Source organism: Paenibacillus sp. J2R1T-4, from assembly GCF_059692235.1.
In genome coordinates this window covers 24,988-48,281 of record NZ_JCAUBA010000031.1, presented here as the reverse complement: position 1 = coordinate 48,281, position 23,294 = coordinate 24,988, and the positions used below count along the sequence as shown (strand labels likewise).

Annotated in this window: 20 protein-coding genes; 6 read left to right on the top strand and 14 right to left on the bottom strand. The window is 48.0% G+C overall.

The window, feature by feature from the left end; translation table 11 throughout:
* Positions 1–59: 59 nt before the first annotated feature.
* Genes tsaD through tsaE form a run of 4 tightly spaced genes read right to left on the bottom strand, consistent with a single transcriptional unit; the run spans position 60 to position 2,982 of the window.
* Positions 60–1,214 (bottom strand): tRNA (adenosine(37)-N6)-threonylcarbamoyltransferase complex transferase subunit TsaD, encoded by a 1,155-nt coding sequence (gene tsaD / locus AC58QD_RS30675; RefSeq protein ID WP_497338853.1) that lies wholly within the window; start codon positions 1,212–1,214, stop codon positions 60–62.
* Positions 1,201–1,662, bottom strand: a complete 462-nt coding sequence (gene rimI / locus AC58QD_RS30670) for a ribosomal protein S18-alanine N-acetyltransferase (RefSeq protein WP_497338867.1) — start codon at positions 1,660–1,662, stop codon at positions 1,201–1,203. Before rimI ends, tsaD begins: the two co-directional genes overlap by 14 nt.
* Before the next feature lie 43 nt (positions 1,663–1,705).
* A complete protein-coding gene (gene tsaB / locus AC58QD_RS30665; RefSeq protein WP_497338852.1) occupies positions 1,706–2,539 on the bottom strand; it encodes a tRNA (adenosine(37)-N6)-threonylcarbamoyltransferase complex dimerization subunit type 1 TsaB in 834 nt (277 codons plus the stop codon).
* Complete coding sequence (tsaE, locus tag AC58QD_RS30660) at positions 2,500–2,982, bottom strand: tRNA (adenosine(37)-N6)-threonylcarbamoyltransferase complex ATPase subunit type 1 TsaE (protein WP_497338851.1); 483 nt, start codon at positions 2,980–2,982, stop codon at positions 2,500–2,502. The genes tsaB and tsaE overlap by 40 nt, the downstream gene beginning before the upstream one ends.
* A 166-nt stretch (positions 2,983–3,148) precedes the next feature.
* Between tsaE and AC58QD_RS30655 the strand changes: the two genes are divergently transcribed.
* From AC58QD_RS30655 to AC58QD_RS30645, 3 genes are read left to right on the top strand one after another with little or no spacing between them, the layout of a single operon-like run.
* Positions 3,149–3,583, top strand: coding sequence for a DUF6526 family protein (locus AC58QD_RS30655; protein WP_497338850.1), 435 nt, complete (start codon positions 3,149–3,151; stop codon positions 3,581–3,583).
* Positions 3,584–3,617: 34 nt separating this feature from the next.
* Positions 3,618–4,100, top strand: a complete 483-nt coding sequence (locus AC58QD_RS30650) for a hypothetical protein (RefSeq protein ID WP_497338849.1) — start codon at positions 3,618–3,620, stop codon at positions 4,098–4,100.
* Between the two features lie 27 nt (positions 4,101–4,127).
* The gene (locus AC58QD_RS30645) at positions 4,128–4,835 is read left to right on the top strand and encodes an AIM24 family protein (RefSeq protein WP_497338848.1); all 708 of its coding nucleotides are present in this window, start codon (positions 4,128–4,130) and stop codon (positions 4,833–4,835) included.
* 354 nt (positions 4,836–5,189) lie between these two features.
* Here the strand turns inward: AC58QD_RS30645 and AC58QD_RS30640 are convergent, their stop codons facing one another.
* A complete protein-coding gene (locus tag AC58QD_RS30640; RefSeq protein ID WP_497338866.1) occupies positions 5,190–5,363 on the bottom strand; it encodes an H-type small acid-soluble spore protein in 174 nt (57 codons plus the stop codon).
* Between the two features lie 29 nt (positions 5,364–5,392).
* The gene (locus tag AC58QD_RS30635) at positions 5,393–5,575 is read right to left on the bottom strand and encodes a hypothetical protein (RefSeq protein ID WP_497338869.1); all 183 of its coding nucleotides are present in this window, start codon (positions 5,573–5,575) and stop codon (positions 5,393–5,395) included.
* Between the two features lie 184 nt (positions 5,576–5,759).
* On the opposite strand from AC58QD_RS30635, the gene ku reads away from it, so the two are divergent.
* Positions 5,760–6,626 carry a non-homologous end joining protein Ku gene (gene ku, locus AC58QD_RS30630; RefSeq protein ID WP_497338847.1) on the top strand — a complete coding sequence of 289 codons (867 nt, stop codon included), beginning with the start codon at positions 5,760–5,762 and terminating at the stop codon, positions 6,624–6,626.
* Positions 6,627–6,803: 177 nt separating this feature from the next.
* Here ku and AC58QD_RS30625 read toward each other — a convergent pair whose 3' ends face one another.
* Entirely contained in the window at positions 6,804–7,445 is a 642-nt protein-coding gene (locus AC58QD_RS30625; RefSeq protein WP_497338846.1) for a phosphatase PAP2 family protein, read from the bottom strand.
* A 201-nt stretch (positions 7,446–7,646) separates the two neighbouring features.
* On the opposite strand from AC58QD_RS30625, the gene ligD reads away from it, so the two are divergent.
* Entirely contained in the window at positions 7,647–8,537 is an 891-nt protein-coding gene (gene ligD / locus AC58QD_RS30620) for a non-homologous end-joining DNA ligase (RefSeq protein ID WP_497338845.1), read from the top strand.
* Positions 8,538–8,539: 2 nt separating this feature from the next.
* Here ligD and AC58QD_RS30615 read toward each other — a convergent pair whose 3' ends face one another.
* The 3 genes from AC58QD_RS30615 to AC58QD_RS30605 form a co-directional block, all read right to left on the bottom strand.
* Positions 8,540–9,547 carry a protoglobin domain-containing protein gene (locus AC58QD_RS30615; RefSeq protein WP_497338844.1) on the bottom strand — a complete coding sequence of 336 codons (1,008 nt, stop codon included), beginning with the start codon at positions 9,545–9,547 and terminating at the stop codon, positions 8,540–8,542.
* Between the two features lie 76 nt (positions 9,548–9,623).
* Positions 9,624–11,066, bottom strand: coding sequence for a cardiolipin synthase (gene cls / locus AC58QD_RS30610; RefSeq protein ID WP_497338843.1), 1,443 nt, complete (start codon positions 11,064–11,066; stop codon positions 9,624–9,626).
* 91 nt (positions 11,067–11,157) lie between these two features.
* A complete protein-coding gene (locus tag AC58QD_RS30605) occupies positions 11,158–12,000 on the bottom strand; it encodes a CPBP family intramembrane glutamic endopeptidase (protein WP_497338842.1) in 843 nt (280 codons plus the stop codon).
* Between the two features lie 283 nt (positions 12,001–12,283).
* Here AC58QD_RS30605 and AC58QD_RS30600 point away from each other — a divergent pair, with 283 nt between their 5' ends.
* The gene (locus AC58QD_RS30600; protein ID WP_497338841.1) at positions 12,284–13,999 is read left to right on the top strand and encodes a methyl-accepting chemotaxis protein; all 1,716 of its coding nucleotides are present in this window, start codon (positions 12,284–12,286) and stop codon (positions 13,997–13,999) included.
* Positions 14,000–14,243: 244 nt separating this feature from the next.
* Here AC58QD_RS30600 and AC58QD_RS30595 read toward each other — a convergent pair whose 3' ends face one another.
* The 4 genes from AC58QD_RS30595 to AC58QD_RS30580 all read right to left on the bottom strand — a co-directional run bounded on the left by AC58QD_RS30595 (position 14,244) and on the right by AC58QD_RS30580 (position 23,188).
* Positions 14,244–14,405 (bottom strand): hypothetical protein, encoded by a 162-nt coding sequence (locus AC58QD_RS30595; protein WP_497338840.1) that lies wholly within the window; start codon positions 14,403–14,405, stop codon positions 14,244–14,246.
* Between the two features lie 194 nt (positions 14,406–14,599).
* Positions 14,600–19,963, bottom strand: a complete 5,364-nt coding sequence (locus AC58QD_RS30590) for an S-layer homology domain-containing protein (RefSeq protein ID WP_497338839.1) — start codon at positions 19,961–19,963, stop codon at positions 14,600–14,602.
* Between the two features lie 227 nt (positions 19,964–20,190).
* On the bottom strand, positions 20,191–21,837 hold the full coding sequence (locus AC58QD_RS30585) for a beta-N-acetylhexosaminidase family protein (RefSeq protein WP_497338838.1): 1,647 nt from the start codon (positions 21,835–21,837) through the stop codon (positions 20,191–20,193).
* Positions 21,830–23,188 (bottom strand): FAD-dependent oxidoreductase, encoded by a 1,359-nt coding sequence (locus AC58QD_RS30580; protein ID WP_497338865.1) that lies wholly within the window; start codon positions 23,186–23,188, stop codon positions 21,830–21,832. The genes AC58QD_RS30585 and AC58QD_RS30580 overlap by 8 nt, the downstream gene beginning before the upstream one ends.
* Positions 23,189–23,294 lie beyond the last annotated feature (106 nt).

The window sequence follows — 23,294 nt, the reverse complement described above, 5'->3', positions numbered from 1 at the left end:
ACGAAGCCATACGAAGGACCCTGCTGAATTGTACCAGCAGGGTCCTTTATTTATATTCCTTATTGTCCGACGGACCAGGCCTCGAGCGATAAGAGGGGCTCGGCCTTCATATCGAGCGGGGTGAACTCTCTGCGCTCCCATTTCAAGTAGGCCGCGGCGGCGATCATCGCTGCGTTGTCCGTGCATAGGCTGAGCGGCGGCACCAGCAGCGGAAGCCCTTCCCGCTCGCAGCGCGCCGTCAAGGCGTCGCGCAGGCCGCGGTTGGCGGCAACGCCGCCTGCGAGCAGCAGCTGCCGCGAGCCGTACTGCTTCGCTGCGCGGAGCGCCTTCTCGACGAGCACGTCGACGACGGAGTCCTGGAACCCGCGCGATAATCGCACGGGGTGGATGACGTCGCCACGCATCTTCGCCGAGTTGAGCGCCGCTAGCACCGCCGATTTCAGCCCGCTGAAGCTGAAATCGTAGGAGTCGTGTTCGAGCCAGGCACGCGGCATCGGGGTGCCTTCACCCGGCTCTGCCTGCTGGGCGAGCCGGTCGACATGCGGGCCGCCTGGATAAGGCAGCCCCATGGCGCGGGCGACCTTGTCGTACGCCTCGCCTGCTGCATCATCCCGCGTCTGGCCTATGATGCGGAACTTCCCGGGCGCTTCCACGTTCACAAGCTCCGTGTGACCGCCGGACACCACAAGCGCCATCAGCGGGTATTCGAGTGAATGGACGAGTCCATTCGCATATATATGCCCCGCGATGTGGTGAACGCCGATCAGCGGCACGCCGATCGCACAGGCCAGTGCCTTCGCCGCCACAACGCCGACGAGCAGGGAGCCGACTAGTCCCGGCCCCTGCGTAACGGCGACGGCGGACAGCTCGCTCAGCCGAATACCGGCTGTGCGCACAGCTTCGTCGAGCATCAGCGTGATGCTCTCCACATGCTGGCGGGAGGCGATCTCCGGCACGACGCCTCCATACCTTTTGTGTGTCTCGATTTGACTCGACACCATATTGGCGAGGATCGTCTTCCCGTTCTCGACGATCGCAACCGATGTCTCGTCGCAGCTCGTCTCGACTGCGAGAATCAGACATCTGCCGCCGTCTGAGCCAACAGACCTGTCAGCGCCGTTCGCCAGTTCCAGTCCAGCCGGACCTTCTGCCGCAACCTCCGGCTTGCTGCCAACTCGATTCGTCTCGTCTTCCCTACCCTCACTCTGCATCATACGAAGCTGCGCCCCCTTTCACATCGGGAAGCTCCACCCACATAATCATGGCGTCTTCTCCATTATCCGTATAGTACGCTTTGCGTAAGCCAGACGGGATGAAGCCAAGCTTGCCATACAGCCGTTGGGCAATATGATTCGATACCCGCACCTCAAGCGTCATCCGCTCTGCCCCCAGGAAAGCGGCCGATGCCTGCATTTGCTGCAAAAGCTTTTCCCCAAGCTTCAAGCCTCTGTAGCCATTCCGAATCGCAATATTCGTAACGTGGGCCTCATCTATGATGAGCCACATCCCTGCATATCCGACAATAATTCCATCCATTTCCATCACTACATAGTGAGCAAAATGATTGTTCGTTAATTCATTGTGAAAAGCTGCTTCGGTCCACGGTGTGGTGAAAGCCTCTTTCTCGATCTCGACAATCGCCGGGATATCTTCCATTTTCATGGAACGGAAACAAGACTCGTTTAACCCAGCTTGTTCAGCATATTCAGCCAAACGAATCGCCTCCTTGCTTCTCCTTCTGAATCAGATTCGCTTCCGCTTCCGCCAATTGCGTATAATTCGGCACCAGACTATGAAGATCATCCTGCTCACCGCGAGCCCAACGTTCCCAGCCAAGCTCACCAACGAATTCGGCTTCTATTCCTATCGGCATTACCGACACCCGCTCAGGATAACGCTCCGATAACATATCGATGTAAGTTTGAAAACCAGCAGTTTCGCCAATAAAAAACACTTTATCTGGCCGCACAGGAGCACGCTCTACTATCTCGCTAATTTGCTCCACCCAGTCAGGAACAAGACGGATGCTGTCTGCTGCAACGGTCCGACGTTGTCCCTCTTGAAAAGCATAGATCGCCGTAAAAGCCTGCTTGCGGCGCGCATCCAACAGCGGCACGTACCACTGCGTTTCTGCGTCATTCCTTGTATTCACGTTATTTCTCCAGGCACCCAAGGACATAGCTTCCAATCCCGAAACCGAGATAACCGGAATACCCAGCGCCCAAGCCATCGTCTTGGCTACGCTGATGCCTATTCGAACGCCGGTGTAAGAACCAGGTCCGCGTCCAATCGTGATGCCGTTCAAACCTGCAGGTGTAAGATCCTTTTCTTGTAAAATTCGTTCAATTGCCGGCATTAACAGGATCGAATGATTCCGTTCTGCTTCAGAGCTGAAAGACGCTACTGCGTGACCGTCCTCCAGTATCGCTACGGAAAGCGAATTCGTTGAACTATCTATAGCCAGAAGTCTCATAGGTTGATGTGTTTCTCTAGTTCCATTCATATCAAAATCCCGTTCTCCTTCATCTCTCTGCACCACGGTTCATACGGCTCCCCGCTTGGTGTCAGTTCAAATCGTCTTTCCTCGCCGCCCAAGTCCTGTATGTAGATCGTTAAGCGTTCCTCGGGAAGAAGCGGTTCAATTCGACTCGCCCATTCCACAATCGTGATCCCTTCGCCATAAAAATACTCGTCCAAGCCAAGCTCGTCCGCTTCCTCAAGCGTAATTCGATACACATCCATATGGTAGAGCGGCAGTTTGCCACCTTCGTATTCTTTTATAATTGTAAACGTAGGGCTGTTCACGATCCCTGGAACTCCTATGGATCTCGCGATCGCTTGAGACAACCTCGTCTTGCCTGCTCCCAGATCTCCATCCAAAGCCAGAACCGTGCCTTGCCCGAATAAACTCCCGAGAATCTCTGCAAAACGAACCGTATCCTCTAAGCTGCCCGCATGAAAAGCATACTTCACATCCATCATTACCGCTCCCTTGCCCCTCTAATCGTAATATGGGCGGATTGAACTTGACCTTATTATATCGGTCCTGCCAGAACCCCGCAACAAAAGACGTTATTGGGGGTGCAATCGTATAGGCTCGTCCTTTATAATAGAGGAAAATAGCTATTTTGAAGGGATGCCGATTAGGATGACTCCACAGAACTATGCCAATCACAAAAGAATTCACGGCCTTTATCATTACGCTCTATCCGCAGTTACCTTGTTCGTGCTCGTCGGCTCTCTCATCTATCTGGGTAAATCTTTGGCAAAAGGGGAGCACATCTGGAGTTCCTTGTTGTTTACTGGGGCTGCGATAGCGCTGACCATTCTATTCCTCATTGTTCGCTTCTATGCAGCCAAAGTTCAGGATCGCGCCATCCGTTCAGAAGAACAACTGCGTCATTTCATGCTAACAGGGAACCCGTTAGATAGTCGTTTGGACGTCAAACAGATCGTTGCTCTTCGTTTCGCTAGTGATGATGAATTCCCTGCACTCGCTGATAAAGCAGCCGGAGAGCAGATGAAACCGGACGCAATCAAACAAGCCGTTCGCAATTGGCGCGCGGATCATTATCGGGTTTAGAACTGTATAACTGTACAACAGGGAGGTGTAGAGAATGGAAAATTTCCGTATCAGTTTGAAGCGTCAAGTGCGGCTTGGTTGTGCGGTATTCGCCCTTGCTCTGCCTCTTGTGTTATTCAGCGGGAGCTTGAGCTCCTCTAGTGCGCATGCCGGATTTTTCGATACGGTGAAAGGGATATTCCAGCTGCCTGAACAAGTCGATACCTTGCAGCAGCAATATGAGAGCACCAAACAGAAGTTGGACGAAGCGACTGATCAATTAGATTCAGTTGCCCGTGAGTCCAAGGAAGCCCTTCAACAATACAAAGACAGTGAACAACGGCTAATGCAAGAGAATGAACGGCTTGCGAGGCAAAACGAGCAGCTCCAGCAATCTATTGCTCAACTCCAACAATCGGAGCTGGAACGCAGCAGTAAATACAGACGGACGATTATTATGATTGGGACCGCAGCGGCTTTGGTGCTCCTGTATTTTGTCCTCGGAAGAGTATTGCGAGTAGTACTGCGGAGCAGGTAACAGTAAGGTCAGGAGAGGACATGAAACATGGAAGTGATCACCGAACAACAAGCTTCAGGAGGGGCAGCCCGCTCCACAATCAAGCTTATTCTGGAGCCTGACGAAGCGGTCCATCTGCTGCATCCGAGGCAGCTAGTTGCGTTTCAAGGAGCTTCTTCCCAGCGCGAGGATCGATTCCTAGATCTCAGGGGAATCGTCCGCAAGAAAAAGCTTGTAAAAGCAAAGCTGAGCGGTCCCGCTTCTGCTTTCATCTCCCTTCCCTTCGGCTGCTCCATTGAACCTATGCCGATATCGGGTGAGAGCCAATTGTTGTTCGAGTTCCGCCATTTGCTCTATTTTACCGATGAGATCAAGATGAACAGCGTGGTACAAAGCGCCAAAAACATGCTCGTGACAAGAGATTTCATCCGAATGAGATTCTCAGGTGAAGGCTCGATCGGCATTGTGTCCAGAGGTCCCTTGCAGTCTTGGGAGCTGCATCCAGAGCGGCCCTCCTTCATCGACTCACGCTGTCTGATTGCTTTTCCCGACAACGCTCAGCTTGAGCTATGCGTTTACGGCAACCATCTGGCCAGTCAACATATGGCCTACCACTGGAAAATTACCGGCACAGGCAGCGTGCTTCTGCAATCCGCCCCGATGGACCCGGACTTCGAGGAGCAATTAGGCGGAGACGGCTTGATCAAGCGCACGCTCCGCGAGCTGCTCCCTTTTGGCAACATCTACATTAAGTAATAGGTACCTCGCAGGTACCTATTGCTTTATTCCATCCGCTTCATTCCACTAATCTGATCAGTTAAGTACCTCCCACGCACCTATTCGACGTTTCACCCACTATTTGGCCTCCAATAGGTACCTCGCAGGTACCTATTGCTCCATTTCTTCACCTTCATTCCACTAATCCGATTAGTTAAGTACCTCCCATGCATCTATTCGACGTTTCACCCAGCATCTGGCGTTCAATAGGTACCTCGCAGGTACCTATTGCTCCATTCCATCCGCCCACGGATTATGGCCGTAATCAGAAGACCATAACAAAGACACCCCTGTTGCAGCAAACCTGCAAAAGGGGTGTCTTTGTCTCGCTTCTTAAGCTTCTTGCAATTGATTAACAGACACTTTCTGAGTATCTTGCGGATTTTGTTCAGGATGTACATTAGCCATTCCGCTTGATGCATCGACACTATCAATCCACACGGATTGCCCGTTCAAGGTAACATTGATTTTGCCAGGTGCATCGATAATTTGCTGCGCGCGATTCATATCCACCGTATAAGCCCTCCTGTTCTCTGTTATTCTTCCATTTGGAGGAGCGACTCCACATGGTTCATCGTATCGGTCGAGGTTTCCTCGATGAGTCCGTTATGCATGGAGACCGTTCCGCCCCCTAGCCCCTCATTGATCATGCGATCAATATCCATGAAGTAATCACTGCGACCTTCATTCTCTGAATCTTTTGCTTGTTCGTCGGACAAAGTTAGTCTCCTCCCTTTTACTATAGTTTCTTGATTAGATTTCCCAATCCCCTATAAAATAACCTGATTTCTCAACATAGGAATGATTTGCCTCCATTCTCAATATGATGTGTAGATAGGGCGCTTTTTGCCAACAATGAATAATAGCGATTCACCTATAACCTTTTAGGGAGGGATTATATTAATGCACACAGTATGGAAAGGGGCCATCAGCTTCGGACTGGTTCACGTTCCGGTCAAAATGTTCTCAGCCACGGAAGACAAAGACATCTCGATGAAATACATTCATAAAACATGCGGAACACCTCTTAATTATGTGAGAACCTGTCAGCATTGTGAGCAGGCGGTGGAATGGGAACAAATTGCCCGGGGATATGAGTATGAGACGGGACGGTTCGTTTTGTTCGAAAAGGACGAGCTGGACTCTTTGTCGGAGACTAGTAAGGAGATCAAAATACTCGACTTTGTGGATTTGACTGAAATTGATCCTATATATTTTCAAAAAACATACTTTCTAGCTCCAAATGAAACCGGCACAAATGCCTATAGTCTCTTACTCGAAGCTATGCGTCAAAGCGGTAAAATCGGAATTGCCAAAGTATCCATCCGTTCCAAAAGCAGCCTGGCCGCTATTCGGGTGATGGAGGATTGTATTATCATGGAGACGATTTTTTATCCAGATGAGATACGTTCGGTCAAGCAAGTGCCTAACTTACCTGAGAATCCTTCTGTGAATGAGAAAGAGCTTACGATGGCCAAAATGTTAATTGAGCAGCTATCCACTCCATTCAATCCCGAGCAATACAAGGACGACTATCGTGACAAAGTGATGCATCTCATCGAACAAAAGGTAGCTGGCGAAGAAATCCGTATCGCCCCAGACCAACCGACCACCAATGTGATCGACTTGATGGCTGCGCTGCAAGCTAGCTTGGAAGCCGTAAAGCCTAGCGGCGCTAACCCAGCTGCCGGCGGTACTGGCGATGAAGCAGCCAAGCCGGCCAAACGCCAAACCAAACCAAGAGCGAAGAAGACCAGTACGGGATCATAACCCGCATGGACAATATATAAAGGCTCCCTGCCCATCGTACAAATCGAGCAGCAGGGAGCTTATTGTTTGATCCAGGCAGTCCGACTAGTACCGGACATCATCTGCTTCTATCGAATCGGCTCGAAAGGTATGACAGGTTTGAACCCCGAATTTCCCCACCTTCCCGACTCTAGCTTCTCACTCCATAGCCATTTGTTTGGATTCAGACTTCGTCCTTAGAGGAACCAACAGCTGCGTACCTGCGAACAACAGCTCCACCAGTAAAACCGCACCGGCTGCATCCAGCAAAACATGCTGTTTGACGAATACTGTTGAAGCAATAATGCTCCAAGAGATCACTATCAGACCATGCCGCAGCCAAGCAGGAAGTGTGTGCTGAATCCGTAAGCCCTTTATCATAATATAACAAGTGAGAACATGAATACTCGGAAAACAATTAAAAGGCTGATCATTGGCATAAATGAATCGGACTATATCGACCAGCCACCCTTTTTCGGGTAAAGCCGGTCTTGGAACTGTCGTTTGAAAAACCGCATATACCCCATAACAAGCTATAAGGCCGATACACAAAGTAATGAGCGCTCTATAGTAGGTCCGTCTATCCTTCATAAAGAAAATGAACAAGGAAACCGCAATAAAGGGATACCAAATGACATAAGGAATAATAAAAGCCGGAATAAACGGAATGACCTGATCGAGGTCGGTCATCAGACTGCGGACGTCAGGACCTGCCTTATTGAGGAGGCTATAAAAGATGTTCAAGATTGGAATGGATAGCATCCACAATAACGGGATGTACCTTCGGATTGTTGGATTCATAACAAATACACACCTTTTCTCTATGTGATGCGACGCACTTATCCATCCTATCTCAAACTTCTTCTGAAAAAGTGAGGGGAATTCTGAATTTTTTCTTAAAAAAGAGTATGAGGTGTAGGAACTTCCAAGCAACATGGTTACATAAGGTATATGAAGTTTAGATTATTGACAAGCTAATAAGTAAATGAGGTGAATCGTAGGATGGCGAATTCTGCGCATAACAAAGGAACCGTTACCGTTGACGGTCACGAGATTACGATCTCTAATCCAGATAAAGTACTGTGGCCGGAGAAGAACATCACGAAGGTGATGTATTTGGAGAAGCTGCTGGAGCTTGCTCCCTACCTGCTTAAGTATTGCTCCAACCGCTATTTGACCACGATCCGCTTCCCTAATGGCATTCATAACAAATCTTTTTATCAGAAAAATAGTCCCGAACCTATTCCTCCCTATGTCCGAACTGCAATCATGGAGAATATTCAATATGTGGTACTAGACTCGGTGCCTACTCTATTGTGGCTCGGCAATCTGGCTTGTCTGGAGTTCCATTCCTCTTTCCATTATGTGGACGATATGCTGCCTGCAGAGTGGGTCATTGACATCGATCCATCACTAGACCATGAACCCCGCATCATGCATGCCGTTCAGTTGATCGGGGAAGCGCTCGATAAAATGGGGATCCGCAGTGTGCCGAAGACCTCCGGTGCAACTGGAGTACAGCTCTTCATTCCGATTGAGCGGGGATATACATTTGATCAGGTCAGGAAAATCGGTCATTTCATCGGCGTCTACATGACACAGACTTATCCAAAGCTGTTCACGATAGAGCGATTGAAGAAGAATCGTGGGGATTTGATCTACATTGATTACTTGCAGCATTGGTACGGCAAGACTTTGTCTGCACCTTATACACCGCGTGCTCGCACCGCAGCTTCCGTGTCGACTCCGCTTGAATGGAGCGAGGTCGAATTGGGAGTGGATCCTCGAGACTTCCATCTGCTGAATATCGGGGAACGTCTGCAAAAGAAAGGAGACCTCCTCTCGAAGGTCCCCGTGCAAAGCTTGGAGCATGTATTGTCTTTTGTTCAATAATCTTAAACGTTCTTCTTCAAATCCTCGAGCTCCAGCGTAACTTTCTCAATCATCTGCACGAATGCGGTCAACTCCTGCGAGCTGGCCGCTTGTGTGCGTGCGTTGATTGAAGTTTGCTGGGACTCGGACATCACCTGCTTGAGCACTTTCGTGATGCCTTCCAGCTTCTCCTCGACTAGTTCAAGCGACTCCTTTGAGCGTGAGGCTAGCTTCCTCACCTCATTGGCCACAACATTGAAGCCCCGTCCCTGCTCCCCGGCTCTAGCGGCTTCAATCGCAGCATTCAGACCGAGCAGATGCGTCTGGTCCGAAATTTCCTGCATCATACTGCCCATCGTGTAGATCTCTTCAATCTCATTCGACAAGCTATTCACCATCTGGTGGGCGTGATCTTGGGATTCTGCTGTATGTAAGGCTGTTTCGGCGACAGCTTGACTGCTGCTGCTAAGCTGCACCATCATCGAAGCCAACTCCTGTACGGCATTGTTAATCCCCTTAAGGAGATTATCCTGTTCATCCACCAGCTTCTCAATCTTGGCCTTTTCCTGCTGCTCATATGCTTCTAGTACAAGTGTCGAATCCAGATTGAACATCTTGGATAGAGCATGTGTGATTTGGAGCCATTCCTCAGGAAGAACCTTTTTGAAATGGGCCACAGCTAAGTCCAAGTACAGCATATATGTACCTAAATACCAGTTGGTGGTTAATCCTATTCGAGAGTGGATATGGCCGATAAATAGACGTTTCTCGATAAAAGCTTCATCGATCGTCCCGGATGCCATGGACAAGAAATACCAACGCTGTGTTTCTTTCAATCGCTCGAGTGTGCTGTGCTTCTGAATTAGGGCAGTAAGCTCAGGCTGCTTCGTTATACGATCATATAACTCATCTACAAGCACGTTAACAATTTGTTCGAACTGTGCCCTCTTGCTGGCAAGCAGGTGCAAATCCTGCTCAGTCAGTCCGATATACTCGAGCTGCTTCTGCCTTGTTGCGGATAGCCGGATCATTAGGTCGCCTCTTTTACGCTTAGATAGTTACTTCTACCCAATTGTATTCGACAGCTTCCTACATTTTCCCTTCCCATCAGAACAACGGCGACAAGACACGTGCTATAACTTCACGTCCACGTATGAACCTGGAGCGATTCAAGAACTGTTGCGGGTCGATTTCTATGCTATCTAGTAAATCTTGTTCGAAATCCTTTTCTAATCTCTCGATACTGTCATATTCGTACAGCACAGCCATAATCTCAAAGTTGCTGAAAAAACTGCGCATATCCATATTCGCTGTCCCTACTGTACCTACCATGTCGTCGATAATTACAGTCTTGGCATGGACGAAGCCTTTTCGGTACTGATAACAACGCACACCTGCCAGCAAAAAATCTTTTAAATAAGACAGAGACGCCCAATGCACAATCTTGGAATCCGATACAAAGGGCAAAATAATTCTAACATCGAGTCCGCTTAGTGCCGCTGTCTTAAGCGCAATCGCGATGCCGGGATCGGGGATGAAATAGGGGGTCGTGATGTAAATCCGATTCTTGGCAGCTGCCATCACGGTGAAGAAAACCTCCTGAACCGCATCCCACGGTTCATCCGGGCCGCTCGTAATGATCTGCATATGCTCAGAAGCCGTTCCAGCTGAAGTAACTTCTTGAGGAGTGTACGGCTCCACCTCCATTAGAGGTGTCCCACTCACAAATGCCCAATCAACGGCAAACGTACGCTGCAAGTCATACACACATGGTCCGCGAACCTCCAGATGCGTATCCCGCCAGTAGCCAAGCTTCGGGTCTTCGCCTAGGTACTCGTCACCGATATTAATTCCGCCTACATAGCCAACCTGCCCATCAATCACGGCAATTTTACGATGATTCCTATAGTTCAGCCGCTTGTCAAAAAAAGCAAGCAGCGGAGGCAAGAAGGGGAATACCTGAACTCCCCCGTCTCGAAGCTCCTGATAATAGCTTTTGCTTAACTGATAACTTCCTAGCCCGTCCACTATCAATCGTACAGTAACACCCTCGCTAGCTTTGCGGATTAAGGCTTGCTGCAGAAGCTTCCCAACGTTATCGTCCCTAACAATATAGGATTCTAGATAAACAAATTGTTCCGCCTGATCGATCGCTTGGAACAAGGCAGCATAAGTGCTTGCGGCATCGTTATATACAGCCACTTGATTACCTGATCGGATCGGTGACTCCGGTATGTTGCGAAGCAATCCCATTAACCGTGTTTCCTTGAACACATTGCATGCATCGGGGTGATTTTCATCAGGAACTAGCAGCGTAGGGGCATTCGATACATTCCTGCTTGTGCGCTGCCGACTAGGATGCTTCCTTCCGATTATTTTGCGCTGCCGATATTCTTTTGCCATGAAATAATACACAACGAAACCAATAAACGGCAAAATAAACAGCACCATCAGCCATGCAACAGATTTTGACGGATTGCGAAACTCGGCCACTAGAATAGCAGCTATTTGTAAAATAAATAGTACAAGTACGAATATTACCCAACCCATCCCAGCTCTCCTTCAAAATCCTCCATAAGCATCAATAAGTCTTCTTAGGATTCTAAAGATTAGCATTCACTGGAAAAGGCTTTCTAATGCACTAGTCTGTTATCCTCTTGGCTTGCTTCGCTGATAGGTGCCAGACTGCTGCCGAAGCGATCAGCATCACGATCAATGTGAGAATACTGCCTTCCGCGCCAAATGAACCTCCATGAAGCAACGAATCACCAGATCGCTCCAGCATCAACAATGAGGGGACGGTTGTTCCCGACACTTCGAAGCCGAGAATGCTGCCCTGCACGTAATTCCAAGACAAGTGCACGCCGAATGGCAGCCAAAGTGCTCCGGATGTTTCACGGCACACAGCCAGCAATACACCTGCGAGTGCTGCATTTATTAAGGGTAACGGGTGATCGAGCGCGCCAGGATTCAGCCCATGCATAAGTCCAAATAATAGCGAGGAACCCATAATGGCAGGCCAGACCCCGAAGCGGTAACGAAGCAATCCTTGCGTATACCCGCGTATCAATACTTCTTCATTAAGACAAATGATGGCCATGAATACGATATACCCGCCAAGCTCGGTCCAACTAATAGAGCCTGCAGGCACAGTCCTGAGATGAATGACACCAGACAAGCTCATCACGAGAGCAACTACTGCAATCAGAACCGTCCCAAGCGCCAACCCTTTGCCTATATCCTGGAGCCAGCTTGTGCCCGTTGTACTTCTCCATCCCATCCCCCAGCGAGGATCTCGTTTACGTTCAAACCATCTATATACAAGGACAGAAGCAGCGATGAATCCTATTGCCTGCGCAATAGTCGAGCCATAGAAAAAGGTGGGATCGGACCATATTTGACTTAAAAGTGTACCTGCATCCCAATCGGCAAATGCTGCATGCTTGGATAATTCATACACGGTAAGAAGGATTACGGGAATCATGAGAACAATCGTGATCACGAAGGCAACTAGAATGACAAGCGCAATTTTACCGATAACCTCTGCACAACGACTCAGTATGCTACGACCAGGACTATGTATAAGACCACTCCCTTTACACTTATAAGCTTCTTTATTGTACTACACCTTCCAATAGAATGGAGTGATTGAATTCCAATAAAATACATTTAGCGAAGTTTTGCATAGGTCAAAAGTCGTGAAGGATTATTGTTGAATGTTGTCGAATGATAGTTGAATCAAACTTAAAAATGAGGGGCCATACATAATGAAATCCAAACTCAGACTAACAATTAGCGCAAGACTTGCAGTCGGATTCGCCATCCCTTTAATCCTGCTATTAGTTATTAGCTGGGTTGCCGTTTCCAACATGAACAAATTCGATGTCATTTCTCACGACATCGACAATCTTTACGCTCCAAGCATCGCTGCCATTGGCAGCATGCACGGGGATATCCAGGATTCTGAAAGACTTTTATTACGGATCATAATCGAGACGAACGCCAAAGAACGAGAGCGGTTAAATGGAGAGTTAGAAGGATTGCTAGTCGATCTTAAGAACCAACGCAAGGAATATGAAGCGCTTATCGTGAATGATGCAGCTCGTGCTGAATTTGCGATCTTTTCCAGCAGCTTCGATCAATATATCGCAGGTGTTCCCAATCTGAGTCTCCTATCCATTGCAGGACAACCACAATCGACTACACTTCCAGCATTAATGCAAATTCATCCCTTTTTCACTACTGCGGTTAATAGTCTGGACAAGCTCATTATTATCACCGATGAAGCCGTAAACTCCGTCACAGCCGAAGCTTCTCAAATGGCGGAAAAAAGTACGAAGAGGTTGATCCGACTATCTGCCTTGGCCATCATATTTATGGTCAGTCTCGCCATCATCATCTCCATCCAGATCTCCAGGCCGATCGTAAAACTAGCCAGTCGAGTGAATAGGATCGCAAAGGGAGACTTCACGGTTGAACCACTCGTTTTTACACGTAATGATGAGATTGGTAACCTTGTTCAAGATTTCAATCATATGGTTCAGGAGCTAAGAAGCGTCCTGTCCCAAGTCTCGATGAATGCTCATCATGTAGCATCCACTTCGGAGCAGCTGATGGCCAGTGCAGAACAGACAAGTCTGTCTTCCGAGGCCATCTCTACTTCCATTCAGGATATCGCCGCCGGTACGGATCAACAAGCAAGGAGCTCGGTCCAGGCATCCAAGGCTTCGGATGAAATGACCAGAGGAGTGGAGCAAATATCAGCGAGCATCATGACGGTTGCTTCCGAATCCAATCTGGCCTCCGAGAAAGCGATTGTCGGCAACAAGCTAATCGAGGATACATTCCGCCAGATGAATGTCATTCAGGACAAAACAGCTGCCGCAACGAGCACGGTCCATCTCTTAGGTGAAAAATCCACTGAGATTGACGGTATTGTCAAAATCATTACGACCATTGCCCTTCAGACAAAGATACTCGCGCTGAATGCAGGTATTGAAGCTGCACGCGCCGGGGAGCAGGGCAAGGGATTCGCTGTTGTCGCCACAGAGGTTCGCAAGCTAGCCGAGCAATCCAGCGTATCGGCTGAGCAAATAAGCGAGCTGCTTGGCGAGATGAAGCTGTACACCGAGAAAGCGATTGAAGCCACGCAAGAGGGCTCCACCGCTGTGACGGAGGGAATCGCAGTCGTGCATGACGCCGGAGCCTCGTTCCGCGATATTACGGCGCGGGTCACCAGCATATCGAGCCAAGCTCAGGAGGTATCGGCCGTCGTGCAGCAGCTCAGCAGCGAAGCTCAGCTCATGCTCCACTCGATCCAGCAAATAGCGCAGTTATCGGAGAAGTCAGCCGACAGCACGCAGCACATAGCTGCAGCGACCGAGGAGCAAACGGCCTCTATGCAGGAAGTGTCGGCTTCGTCGAATGCGCTGGCGAAGATGGCGGAGGATTTGCAGGAAGCGATTATTAGGTTCAAAGTGTGAGACGCCGTTGTGGCTGGCTGAGGCGATGTTTCGCCGGCTGTAAAGCGGATTTTCCGCTTTGGAGCTAGGACGGGCTTCGTTTCGCCGGCTCTAAAGCGGGTTTTCCGCTTTAGAGCAAGGCAGGGCTTCGTTTCGCCGGCTCTAAAGCGGATTTTCCGCTTTGGAGCAAGGACGGGCTTCGTCGCGCCGGCTCTAAAGCGGATTTTCCGCTTTGGAGCCAGGCCGGGGCTTCGTTTCGCGGGCTCTAAAGCGGATTTTCCGCTTTGGAGCTAGGCGGGGCTTCGTTTCGCCGGCCGTAAAGCGGATTTTCCGCTTTGGAGCAAGGGCGGGCTTCGTCGCGTCGGCCGTAAAGCGGATTTTCCGCTTTGGAGCTAGGTCCGCAAGAAGGCAGGACGTAATTCGTCATCTTTATGAACTTCCGGACATCTAACTGAATTCATTCGCCAAGGACCTCTGGAGTGATTCCTTCAGAGGTTTTTCTTATTCTCAGGATAAGGAAGCATTGGCTCGCCCTACTCACGGTGAAAAAAAAGCTGCCCCACCCGTTACAAACACGAGTGAGGCAGTATAGTGTAATATTCTTGTTCTTCACACTTTCAATTATTTGTTCATCATATTTGCAATCGCTTGGATCGCTTCGGCACGAGTCAGTTCTCCTTGCGGTATGAACCGATCATTCCCACGGCCACTTACCAGGCTCAACTTGAATGCAGTGTTTACCGAGGCGCTTGCCCACGAACTGATGCTTGCTTGATCAGCAAATGGTCCTGCCTGCGATGCTTCTGATTTGCTTCCCTGCTGGAATTCATAAGCGCGAAGCAGCATTACAGCCATCTGTTCTCTCGTAATCGTGTGATTCGGAGCAAACAGGGTTTCACTCATTCCAGTAACGATTCCTGCTTCATATGCTGCTGCTACAGCTGAAGTATACCAAGTACCCGCTTCTACGTCTGTAAATTGGCTTGTTCCCTTCGACTCAAGTCCTAGTGCGCGGACTATCAAAGATGCGAACTCTGCTCGAGTTACACTCTTTTCAGGAGCAAACTCTGTATCGTTCACGCCCTTTGCGATCAGCTTCGCCGCCATACTCTTAATCACATTAGCAGCCCAGTGACTCGTCGGAACATCCGTGAAGGATTTATTCACTTCTAGTACGGCATACTTGCTAAAATGTTGAATATCGGCTGTAATTGAGCCGTTTTCTAATTTTCCGCCTACATACTCAAGTGTCCCGTCATTGGCTATATAATAAATGCCTGCTAAATTCTGGTTGGAGCTTTGGTTGACTTTCAATGTCAATTTGATCGGCTTGTCGAAGGTTGTAAGCTTGAGTGATTTTCCGTCTTTGCTTACAATCGATAGATTGAACTCAAACACCTCTCCAGCCTCGTTGATATCCGCTGTCAGATTGGTTTTGGCTTGATCCAGCATTTCCTTTCTGGCAGCACCCGACACTTTCTCGAAGGAGAATTTAATCTCCGCGTCCTTCAACTCTCCAGCTGAAGCCAGATTGAATAATTGCTTCAACACTTCAGGAGCAAGATCAACCGTCACTTCCTCATTAGTCAAGACGATCGATTGCTCACCTACGATATTAGCCGCGTTGATCGGAAGCAATACGGAGGTTTTCCCCTTCTCGATCGGAACCGATACCACACCCTGCTCATTTTTACGCAAGCTTGCTTCATTCACACTTTGCGTGTCAGGATCCTTCGGATTTGCCGGTACTGTCGGAATAACAGGATCTGGGTTTACCGTGTCTGTTGGATTCCCAGCCTTCCAATTAATCTTGTATTCCAACGTTGATTTGCCATCTGTACCCGTTACGCGAATGATCGTATATTTCTCCTTTGCATATACGGCTGTTGTCACGGTTGCCCCTGCTTGTGTAGCGACAGCTTCTACAATTGCCTCTGGCGCTGGTCGGCTCGTATATTCCAATACACCTGGAGAGAAGCCTTCTAATGCTTCACCTTTTATACTTATCGAAGACAAAGTAGCATCTGTCTCCGGCACTGCAATCCGAGACAATTTGGTACCTGCTTCAGGAGCATAATAAATGCTGCCGTCTATTCCAATCGTCATGTCATTGATGAAAGTATCCGCAAGAATTTTGTATGAAAGTGTCTCAGGATCAATCGCGATCAATTTACGGGACAAGGTAGTATACAGCATACCATCCGGACCCCATTTTAGAATATACGGCTTCCATTTGCTGGTGTTATATAGACTTGGACGAATCACTTTGCTTTTCACAATCTGTTTGGTAGTAACATCCATGGCGAAGATCGTGCCATCTACTGCACCCCATAAATGTCCATCCGGTCCGAAGGAAAGCTCCCCTATCATTCTTGGCGCTTCATCGATACCAGGAATCTCTAGTGTGAATTCTTCTACCTTCTGTCCTTTCGCAACGTCCCAAACAAAGATCTTAGCTTGCGTTGCGGATGGGACAGAGCCTAAACCACCCCAAACGGACGTGCCTCCATATAACAGCCCATTTTTGTATGCAAGACTAATGATACTCTGATCTTGTACAACTTGATCGAACTGCTTCCATACGTCCGTAGCTTCGTCATAGATAGCTAATGATCCACCCAATAAGCCATAGTCAGGAACGGTGCCTACGAATAGCTTGTTATCTCCGGAAGTGATGGCGAACGGTCTGTCTTGGTGCTTAATGTCATAAACTAATTTCGGATTAACGTTTAATGATGCTGCTTGCTTAGGATCAAAGCGGTACATGATAGCACCCACATAAGTTCCGTAATACACATGCTCATTCAAGAATCCAATACCTTCTGGTTGAGCGAATGAAGAAATATTCACATCGATATGGTTAGTAACAGGATTATAAATGCTCATTCCACGCTGGTATCCACCTAGATATAATCTGCCGTCCATTGGCCCTGTCTCAAGGGATTGAATCCGTACCGGCTGCGGAGAAATTTGGAGCTCAATAAACGACAGCCAGTTGTCAGCAGGATCATAAAGAATGTACTCCCCGTACTGAGTCACCATAGACAACACGGTTTTCCCTGCTTTTACTCCGCTGTTCATCTTAATCCATTCCATATCCTTCACACGGCCTGTATCAGGCATCGGGAAAGGAATAGCAATTTCTGTAGATTGTTTCGTACTGATATCATATTGATAAAATTGGGTGCCATTCTTGTAGAAAACAAGATTAGGATTCGCCGGATACGGCTTAGAGATCATGGCATTATACTGGAAAGTACCTTCGATCTCGTAAGTATCTTTATTCATAACTACCATATTGACCGTGCTTACCGAGACAAACAGTTTATTCTGGACTACGAACACATCTGTCATGATCTCAGGCGTTCCTGTATAACCCGGGACATTAATTTCTGTTTTTTCCCCAGTTACACGGTTGATTTTAAACAAATGTTTCACCGACCCGAGACCGGCATATATATACTCATCGTCTACACCGATTCCCCGGACATAATCCTGGCCTTGCATAATAACTCCATAATCTCGAAACGTATTTGTTGCTATATCATATTCGAAAACTTTACCGTACTCTTGTTCATTATTGTACGTTCCACCATATATTTTACCTTCAGCAGTCGCCTCAAGGTCCCACACCCATCTATCGGAAGGGTTGACACCAAGAAGCTCTACTTTCTTAAGTTCAGGTAAATAACGATACAATTTCCCATCACCGGTTCCTGCAAAATAAACGTTTTTGTCAGGCCCTATGGTCATGGCCCATAATGCTTCTGTATTTGGAATAACCTCGGAAAATTTCCTAGCCCCTGTTTCAGCATTCAAGACCACGAACGTTCCAGGCAAACCATTGGAATGAAAATAGATTTCGTTCTCACCCAGAGAGTTTGTCTGAATCGCTCCTGCCTGGCCCAAGTTCACACTCACCATCGGGCCGAGATCAACTGGCGCTGCATATTGACGATCTAATGGCACCTCAACTGGTACGAGCTCTACTGAAACATCATCAAAATACGCTTCTGTCAAACTAACTCCCCCAGAAAAGAAAGCAACTTTTGCATAGGCTGCATCGGCTGGAGCATCAGAAACCACCCTCATCTCAGTCCATGTGTTTTTACCTAAGGCTAATGCTCCGAACAATTCCAGCTTGACGCCGACTTGAACATTCTGATCATTGTAATAATAGGTTTCGTAAACGATATTATGGGATTGCTGAACGACATTTACAAGTGCTTTTGCAATGTATGACCTGCCGGGAACGATTGCAAACTTGTTGCTAAATATTCGCAATCCTTTCGTGTTGTCACTGTCCTGTAAATGAAGGCTATTCGTTCCCGTGTTGGATCTGGCCGTGCTAAGCTCCAGTAATCCCGTTGTAGCAGGGTCTAGTTTCCAGTCCGGAATATTGCCAGCCTCCAAGGGCTTCTCAAATCCTGGGTTCAGTATATCGTTTGCCACGTCATCCGGCGGGGTAACAGGTGTATCCAATGAAATAGAAGCATCATCAAAGTAAGCTTCTGTCAGACTAACATCCCCCGAAATAAAATAAAGTTTGACGTTGGTTATCCCCACCGGCACCGTAAAGGGCACTTTGATCTCAGTCCATTTATTTGTACCTAAGTCTGTGGCTGAGAAGTTGATGGCCGTTGCAGCGCCAACTTTAGCTCCTTGATCATTATAGTAATGAACTTCGTAACCAATTTTATGGGACTGAGTTACGACATTTACGAAGGCTTTCGCAATGTACGAAGTGTTAGCAATGACAGGAATCACATCGCTCATCACTTGCAGTTTCTTCGAAGAGTTATCTTTGAAATGAAGGCTTCTCGAGCCGCTGTGAAATTTATCCGTACTTAGCTCTAACAGGCCTTCCGTAGTTGGAACAAGACTCCAACCTGGAATTTTCCCATCGGTCAGGTCCATTTCAAATCCCAAGTTCTCGACCGGTGTCGGGGTAGGATTTGGGGTCGGGGTTGAATCAATTTCCATGGTTACATTGTCAAAGTATGCATCCGTCAAACTTTCTTTATCTGAATAAAACCCGATTCTCGCATAAGCTGCTGTAGCTGGAGCAACTGAGACATTCCTTATTTCATTCCAAGTATTCATTGTCAGAGTATTATTTAGCACTTGTTGTCGCGGTGTGAGCTCAACATGATTTCCATCATAATATTGAACCTCGTGGACAATGCCTGCTGTTTGCTGTACGACGTATACAGATGCAGTGACAGTGTATGTTTTTCCCGGAATGACCGCTATTTTATCACTTAACGCACGCAACCCTGAAGACGATGCTAGATTGTCAGTATCGTGAAGATGAAGGCTTTTCGAACCACTTTTTGCTACTGCAGCACTGAGCTCTATTAATCCTGCCGTTGTCGGATCCTTGCTCCAGCCTGGGAAACTGCCACCTACCAAGTCCATTTCAAACCCTGGATTCAGGGGTAGTATGGGGTCTTGGCTAGGGTTTGTCGTCGATTGGATAGATACATCATCGAAATACGCTTCTGTTAGACTAGGTTTCCCCGAATTAAATAAAATCTTGGCACTGGTAGCCCCAACTGGAACTTTGAAGGGGGAGTCCAGTTGGAGTCCAGTCCATTTATTCGTACCCAGTATCGATGCCGAGAAAAGTTTAGACTTTGCAGTTCCACTGAGTTCAGTACCACTACTATTATAAAAATGAACTTCGAAACCAATATTAGCGGATTGGCTTACGACATTTACAAATGCTGTAGCAATGTACGACTCTTCAGCTGTTACAGGAACCGCATTGCTAATCACTTGCAAATTCGTATCAATGGATGAATCTACGAAATGTAGGCTTCTCGAGCCGGTGCGAGCTCTATTAGTACTTTTCTCAATTAATCCTGCTGTATTTGTTACAAGACTCCATCCCGGAATTGTTCCACCTACTAGATCCATATCAAAATTTGGATTCACTATTTCCGTATTTACATCACTTGCCGCTGAAACTGAAACCGCATACATGGGAAGCATCCCTAAAACCAGTGAAACACAAAGTATGATGGCGGACAGACGCTTAGAAAACATTCTCTTCATTCGGATCACCTCAATTAAATGTTTATATTTATTCTTCAGAACAAATGCGATCAAGAAAACGTATACAACTGTTCGTTGGATATGTACCTTGTCATAACGACAGAAGCGGATGAATGAGTTCACCTCCTTAACAGACTATATCCGCTTCCGACCGCTCATTGTTCAAGCCAACGTTGATATAGAATTTCTGAGTACTCGATGATGTGTTGTGCATACTGGTAAGGCTTACTAGCCGGAGTAAGTTCTGATTGCTGCTGTAAAACAGCTTGAATGCTTTTTCTGATATCCGCCAAAGCAGCAAGAATCGTCTCCTTTTGCTCCATACTTGCTATAGCTTTCTCAGGATCGACTGCTCTCGCAGGGAATAAAGGGACATTCCAGGACGTCATGACTGCCACTTTGGCTTCAATCACTTCGAACAAAGCTTGAACTGCCGCTCTCTCGTTATCTGGATAAAAAGCGTAATAATCGTTCAGGATCTCTTCAAGATTGTCACTCCACAAAGCCCTACAGAATACATAGCTGTTAAATCCATGCACCCATTTCCACGGATAGGGATCCGGGCCTCTATATGGAACGACAAGATTGACCATTCCGAGCAGGTTCAGGCTCTCGTAATACGCAGCATCCTGCATGATGCGCCGGGATAGAAATGGAAATAAGTTGGAAAGCATGTAATGATCACTGTAATATTCGAATATCGTCAGCTTGCGTTGTGTACGTTCGAGTTCGCGTGTCCAATTCTCCAGCGCTTCTTTGGCCCTATAATCACTTTCATGCGGACTATCACCATAGCCATACCGATAATCCCTGCCCCAGAAGGCATAAAGAGTATCCAGATCCTTAGAAGACTCCATATCGCCAACCTCGAGCATGTTCCATGCTAACCCCGCATTGTAGGCGATATGCTCTACGGCAATGTCAACACCATTCTCAAGCAGGATCGCTTTCAGTCGCTCCGTAAATTGCAAGTACAGGGGAAGGAAGTCTTCCGTTTGCCGGTCTGCTATGTCTTCTGGCCACAGCGAAATCCTGGTCAAATTGGGTACCCTGCTGCAATATTCAGCTATGTCCTGCAGCATCGGTGCTTGCCATTCGCTATCACGAAAGTTTAATTGTGCTTTTGCCGTATACGGGTGATCTGCTACCGTACTCGGGATGCGATCTTCTACTTTGTTCAAGAAAAACTTCATGCTGTGACCGCCGAGTGTGACGCTGATCCCGCGCTTTATAATATCCGAGGCTATCACCGCACCTACTTGATCCCATAAGGAAAAAGTAAAGAAGACTTCATTGATCTTGTTATGCGCAAACCAGTCCAGCATTTGGATCAAGTAAGGAGGGTCGTTGATCGTTTCGAATACAAAGCCCCTTCGCTCCATTCGCGGTGCATACCACTGAATTCGTACTGAAGCAGATTTTGGAGCGCTCACAGAATTCTTGCTGACTTCGGAAAACGTTTGTGCTGCCCCTGGGTAGATGGCATGCAGCCCCCACTCCTCCTGGGCATATTGGTAAACGGCGTACAGTGCTGCTCGCTCTGATTTGCCGGATAGAATAAGCTTGCTCTCCATCTCAAGAAGGACGAATTCATCCGAAAAGCCTGAGTCTCTCCATTCGAAGCCATCATTTTCTTCTAGTAACTCTGGCTGTAGGAGCTTCAGTTCCTCCCACGTCCCGATCCATACCTCATCTAGCGTCTTAGCCAGGTTCATGCCCGATATTTCCAGCAGCCTGCTCCATTCCTCACCTGCAAACGAAAGTACAGGATGCTGTTTGCTCAGAATTGTGAGTTTAGCCATGAATAACCGTTCCTCCCACGTAACCTAGTTCAGCCTTTCCTTCGATTAACCGTTTCTGCAATTCAAGGATCGGAACATCTTCCACATCGCAGCTGTACAGTACGGCTAATGCTGCCGCAGCACCTGCTGCCTGACCAATCGCCATACAGCTAGGTGTCAACCGTGTCGTAGCCTGAGCCTCATGCGTTGTTGAAATACATCTTCCGGCGAGCAACAAATTCGGCGTGTTCAATGGAACTATACTGCGATAGGGAATATCGTACGCGCCGCCTTCCCGAATGAAATTAGCGGTGATGCCACGGCCTTCCGGGTTATGAATGTCAATCGGATACCCGCTTCGCGCAATGACGTCATCGAATCTTCTTCCATCGAGTACATCGGTGCCATTCAGCACATATTTTCCGACAATCCGCCTCGTTTCCCTCACTCCAATCTGAGTGCCAACAGCTGAAACACTAGCTTCCTCAAATCCGGGAATGGACTTTTGCAAGAAGGCTTCCAATAGCAGAACTTGCTTACGCCCTTCGATCTCTCCCTTAGTCAAATCCTCGATATTCGTCGGGTCCATTCCAGACACTCGGGACACGTTCACAAGGACCTCATCCTCATTCGGCCCGCTGAAGAACAGAAGACCATCACGCTGAATCGGGAGGTCGGCCGCCTTCCATTGACTATAAAAGCCCATAACTCCCGTGAGAGGTAAGAGATCCAGTTCTGAAATCAGCGATTTCTCGTAGAAATTCGAAGGATTGTGCTGCATATAGCGCTTGACCTTATTCAGGTCGACGCCCCTCATGCGAAATTTCATTGTCATCGGCTGTACTTTTCCTTCAACATTCCCCTTCTCCCAAGGAGCGCCTGCCATATAAGCGATATCACCGTCTCCAGTTGCGTCGATATATACTTTAGCTTGGAGTGCCGTTACACCGCTTTTGTTATATAGGGTAATCCCGCTAATGCGATCTCTCTCTGTTTGGACATCTATAGCCACGGTGTGCAGCAGGATCTCTACCCCCGCTTCCTCAAGCATGTCGCAAGCCAACACTTTGTACACCTCGGGATGATAGGGCGTCAGGGTGTGAACAAATCCGATTGTATCCCTCAAGTGACCGGGTGATGCGCCGCGAGCTATCAATCGATCCACAATCTCTTGCGCGATTCCCTGAATGACTTGTTCACCGGATGCAGAATGAAAGGTCATCCACGGGTATACCATCGCTGCCGTAGACATACCCCCAAGAAATCCGTAACGCTCTATAAGGATCGTCTTGGCTCCGTTTCTCGCTGCGCTTATGGCAGCCGTAATACCTGCCGGTCCCCCGCCGAGAACGGCTACATCATATTCCTTCATTAATCTATTCAACAGTCAGTTTCATTCCTTTCCATTTTTGGAGCGCTCCCAGTTTTGGCAAAAAACGGACGAGTTGATTTCCACCATGTCCGCATTCCCTATCTGC

What these genes read in the sequence shown, in the direction of transcription:
- tsaD (WP_497338853.1), bottom strand. Translation starts at nt 1,214, where the DNA reads ATGATGCAGAGTGAGGGTAGGGAAGACGAGACGAATCGAGTTGGCAGC.
- rimI (WP_497338867.1), bottom strand. Translation starts at nt 1,662, where the DNA reads ATGAAAATGGAAGATATCCCGGCGATTGTCGAGATCGAGAAAGAGGCT.
- tsaE (WP_497338851.1), bottom strand. Translation starts at nt 2,982, where the DNA reads ATGATGGATGTGAAGTATGCTTTTCATGCGGGCAGCTTAGAGGATACG.
- AC58QD_RS30655 (WP_497338850.1), top strand. Translation starts at nt 3,149, where the DNA reads ATGACTCCACAGAACTATGCCAATCACAAAAGAATTCACGGCCTTTAT.
- AC58QD_RS30650 (WP_497338849.1), top strand. Translation starts at nt 3,618, where the DNA reads ATGGAAAATTTCCGTATCAGTTTGAAGCGTCAAGTGCGGCTTGGTTGT.
- AC58QD_RS30645 (WP_497338848.1), top strand. Translation starts at nt 4,128, where the DNA reads ATGGAAGTGATCACCGAACAACAAGCTTCAGGAGGGGCAGCCCGCTCC.
- AC58QD_RS30640 (WP_497338866.1), bottom strand. Translation starts at nt 5,363, where the DNA reads ATGAATCGCGCGCAGCAAATTATCGATGCACCTGGCAAAATCAATGTT.
- ku (WP_497338847.1), top strand. Translation starts at nt 5,760, where the DNA reads ATGCACACAGTATGGAAAGGGGCCATCAGCTTCGGACTGGTTCACGTT.
- AC58QD_RS30625 (WP_497338846.1), bottom strand. Translation starts at nt 7,445, where the DNA reads ATGAATCCAACAATCCGAAGGTACATCCCGTTATTGTGGATGCTATCC.
- ligD (WP_497338845.1), top strand. Translation starts at nt 7,647, where the DNA reads ATGGCGAATTCTGCGCATAACAAAGGAACCGTTACCGTTGACGGTCAC.
- AC58QD_RS30615 (WP_497338844.1), bottom strand. Translation starts at nt 9,547, where the DNA reads ATGATCCGGCTATCCGCAACAAGGCAGAAGCAGCTCGAGTATATCGGA.
- cls (WP_497338843.1), bottom strand. Translation starts at nt 11,066, where the DNA reads ATGGGTTGGGTAATATTCGTACTTGTACTATTTATTTTACAAATAGCT.
- AC58QD_RS30605 (WP_497338842.1), bottom strand. Translation starts at nt 12,000, where the DNA reads ATGATTCCCGTAATCCTTCTTACCGTGTATGAATTATCCAAGCATGCA.
- AC58QD_RS30600 (WP_497338841.1), top strand. Translation starts at nt 12,284, where the DNA reads ATGAAATCCAAACTCAGACTAACAATTAGCGCAAGACTTGCAGTCGGA.
- AC58QD_RS30595 (WP_497338840.1), bottom strand. Translation starts at nt 14,405, where the DNA reads ATGACGAATTACGTCCTGCCTTCTTGCGGACCTAGCTCCAAAGCGGAA.
- AC58QD_RS30590 (WP_497338839.1), bottom strand. Translation starts at nt 19,963, where the DNA reads ATGTATGCGGTTTCAGTTTCAGCGGCAAGTGATGTAAATACGGAAATA.
- AC58QD_RS30585 (WP_497338838.1), bottom strand. Translation starts at nt 21,837, where the DNA reads ATGGCTAAACTCACAATTCTGAGCAAACAGCATCCTGTACTTTCGTTT.
- AC58QD_RS30580 (WP_497338865.1), bottom strand. Translation starts at nt 23,188, where the DNA reads ATGAAGGAATATGATGTAGCCGTTCTCGGCGGGGGACCGGCAGGTATT.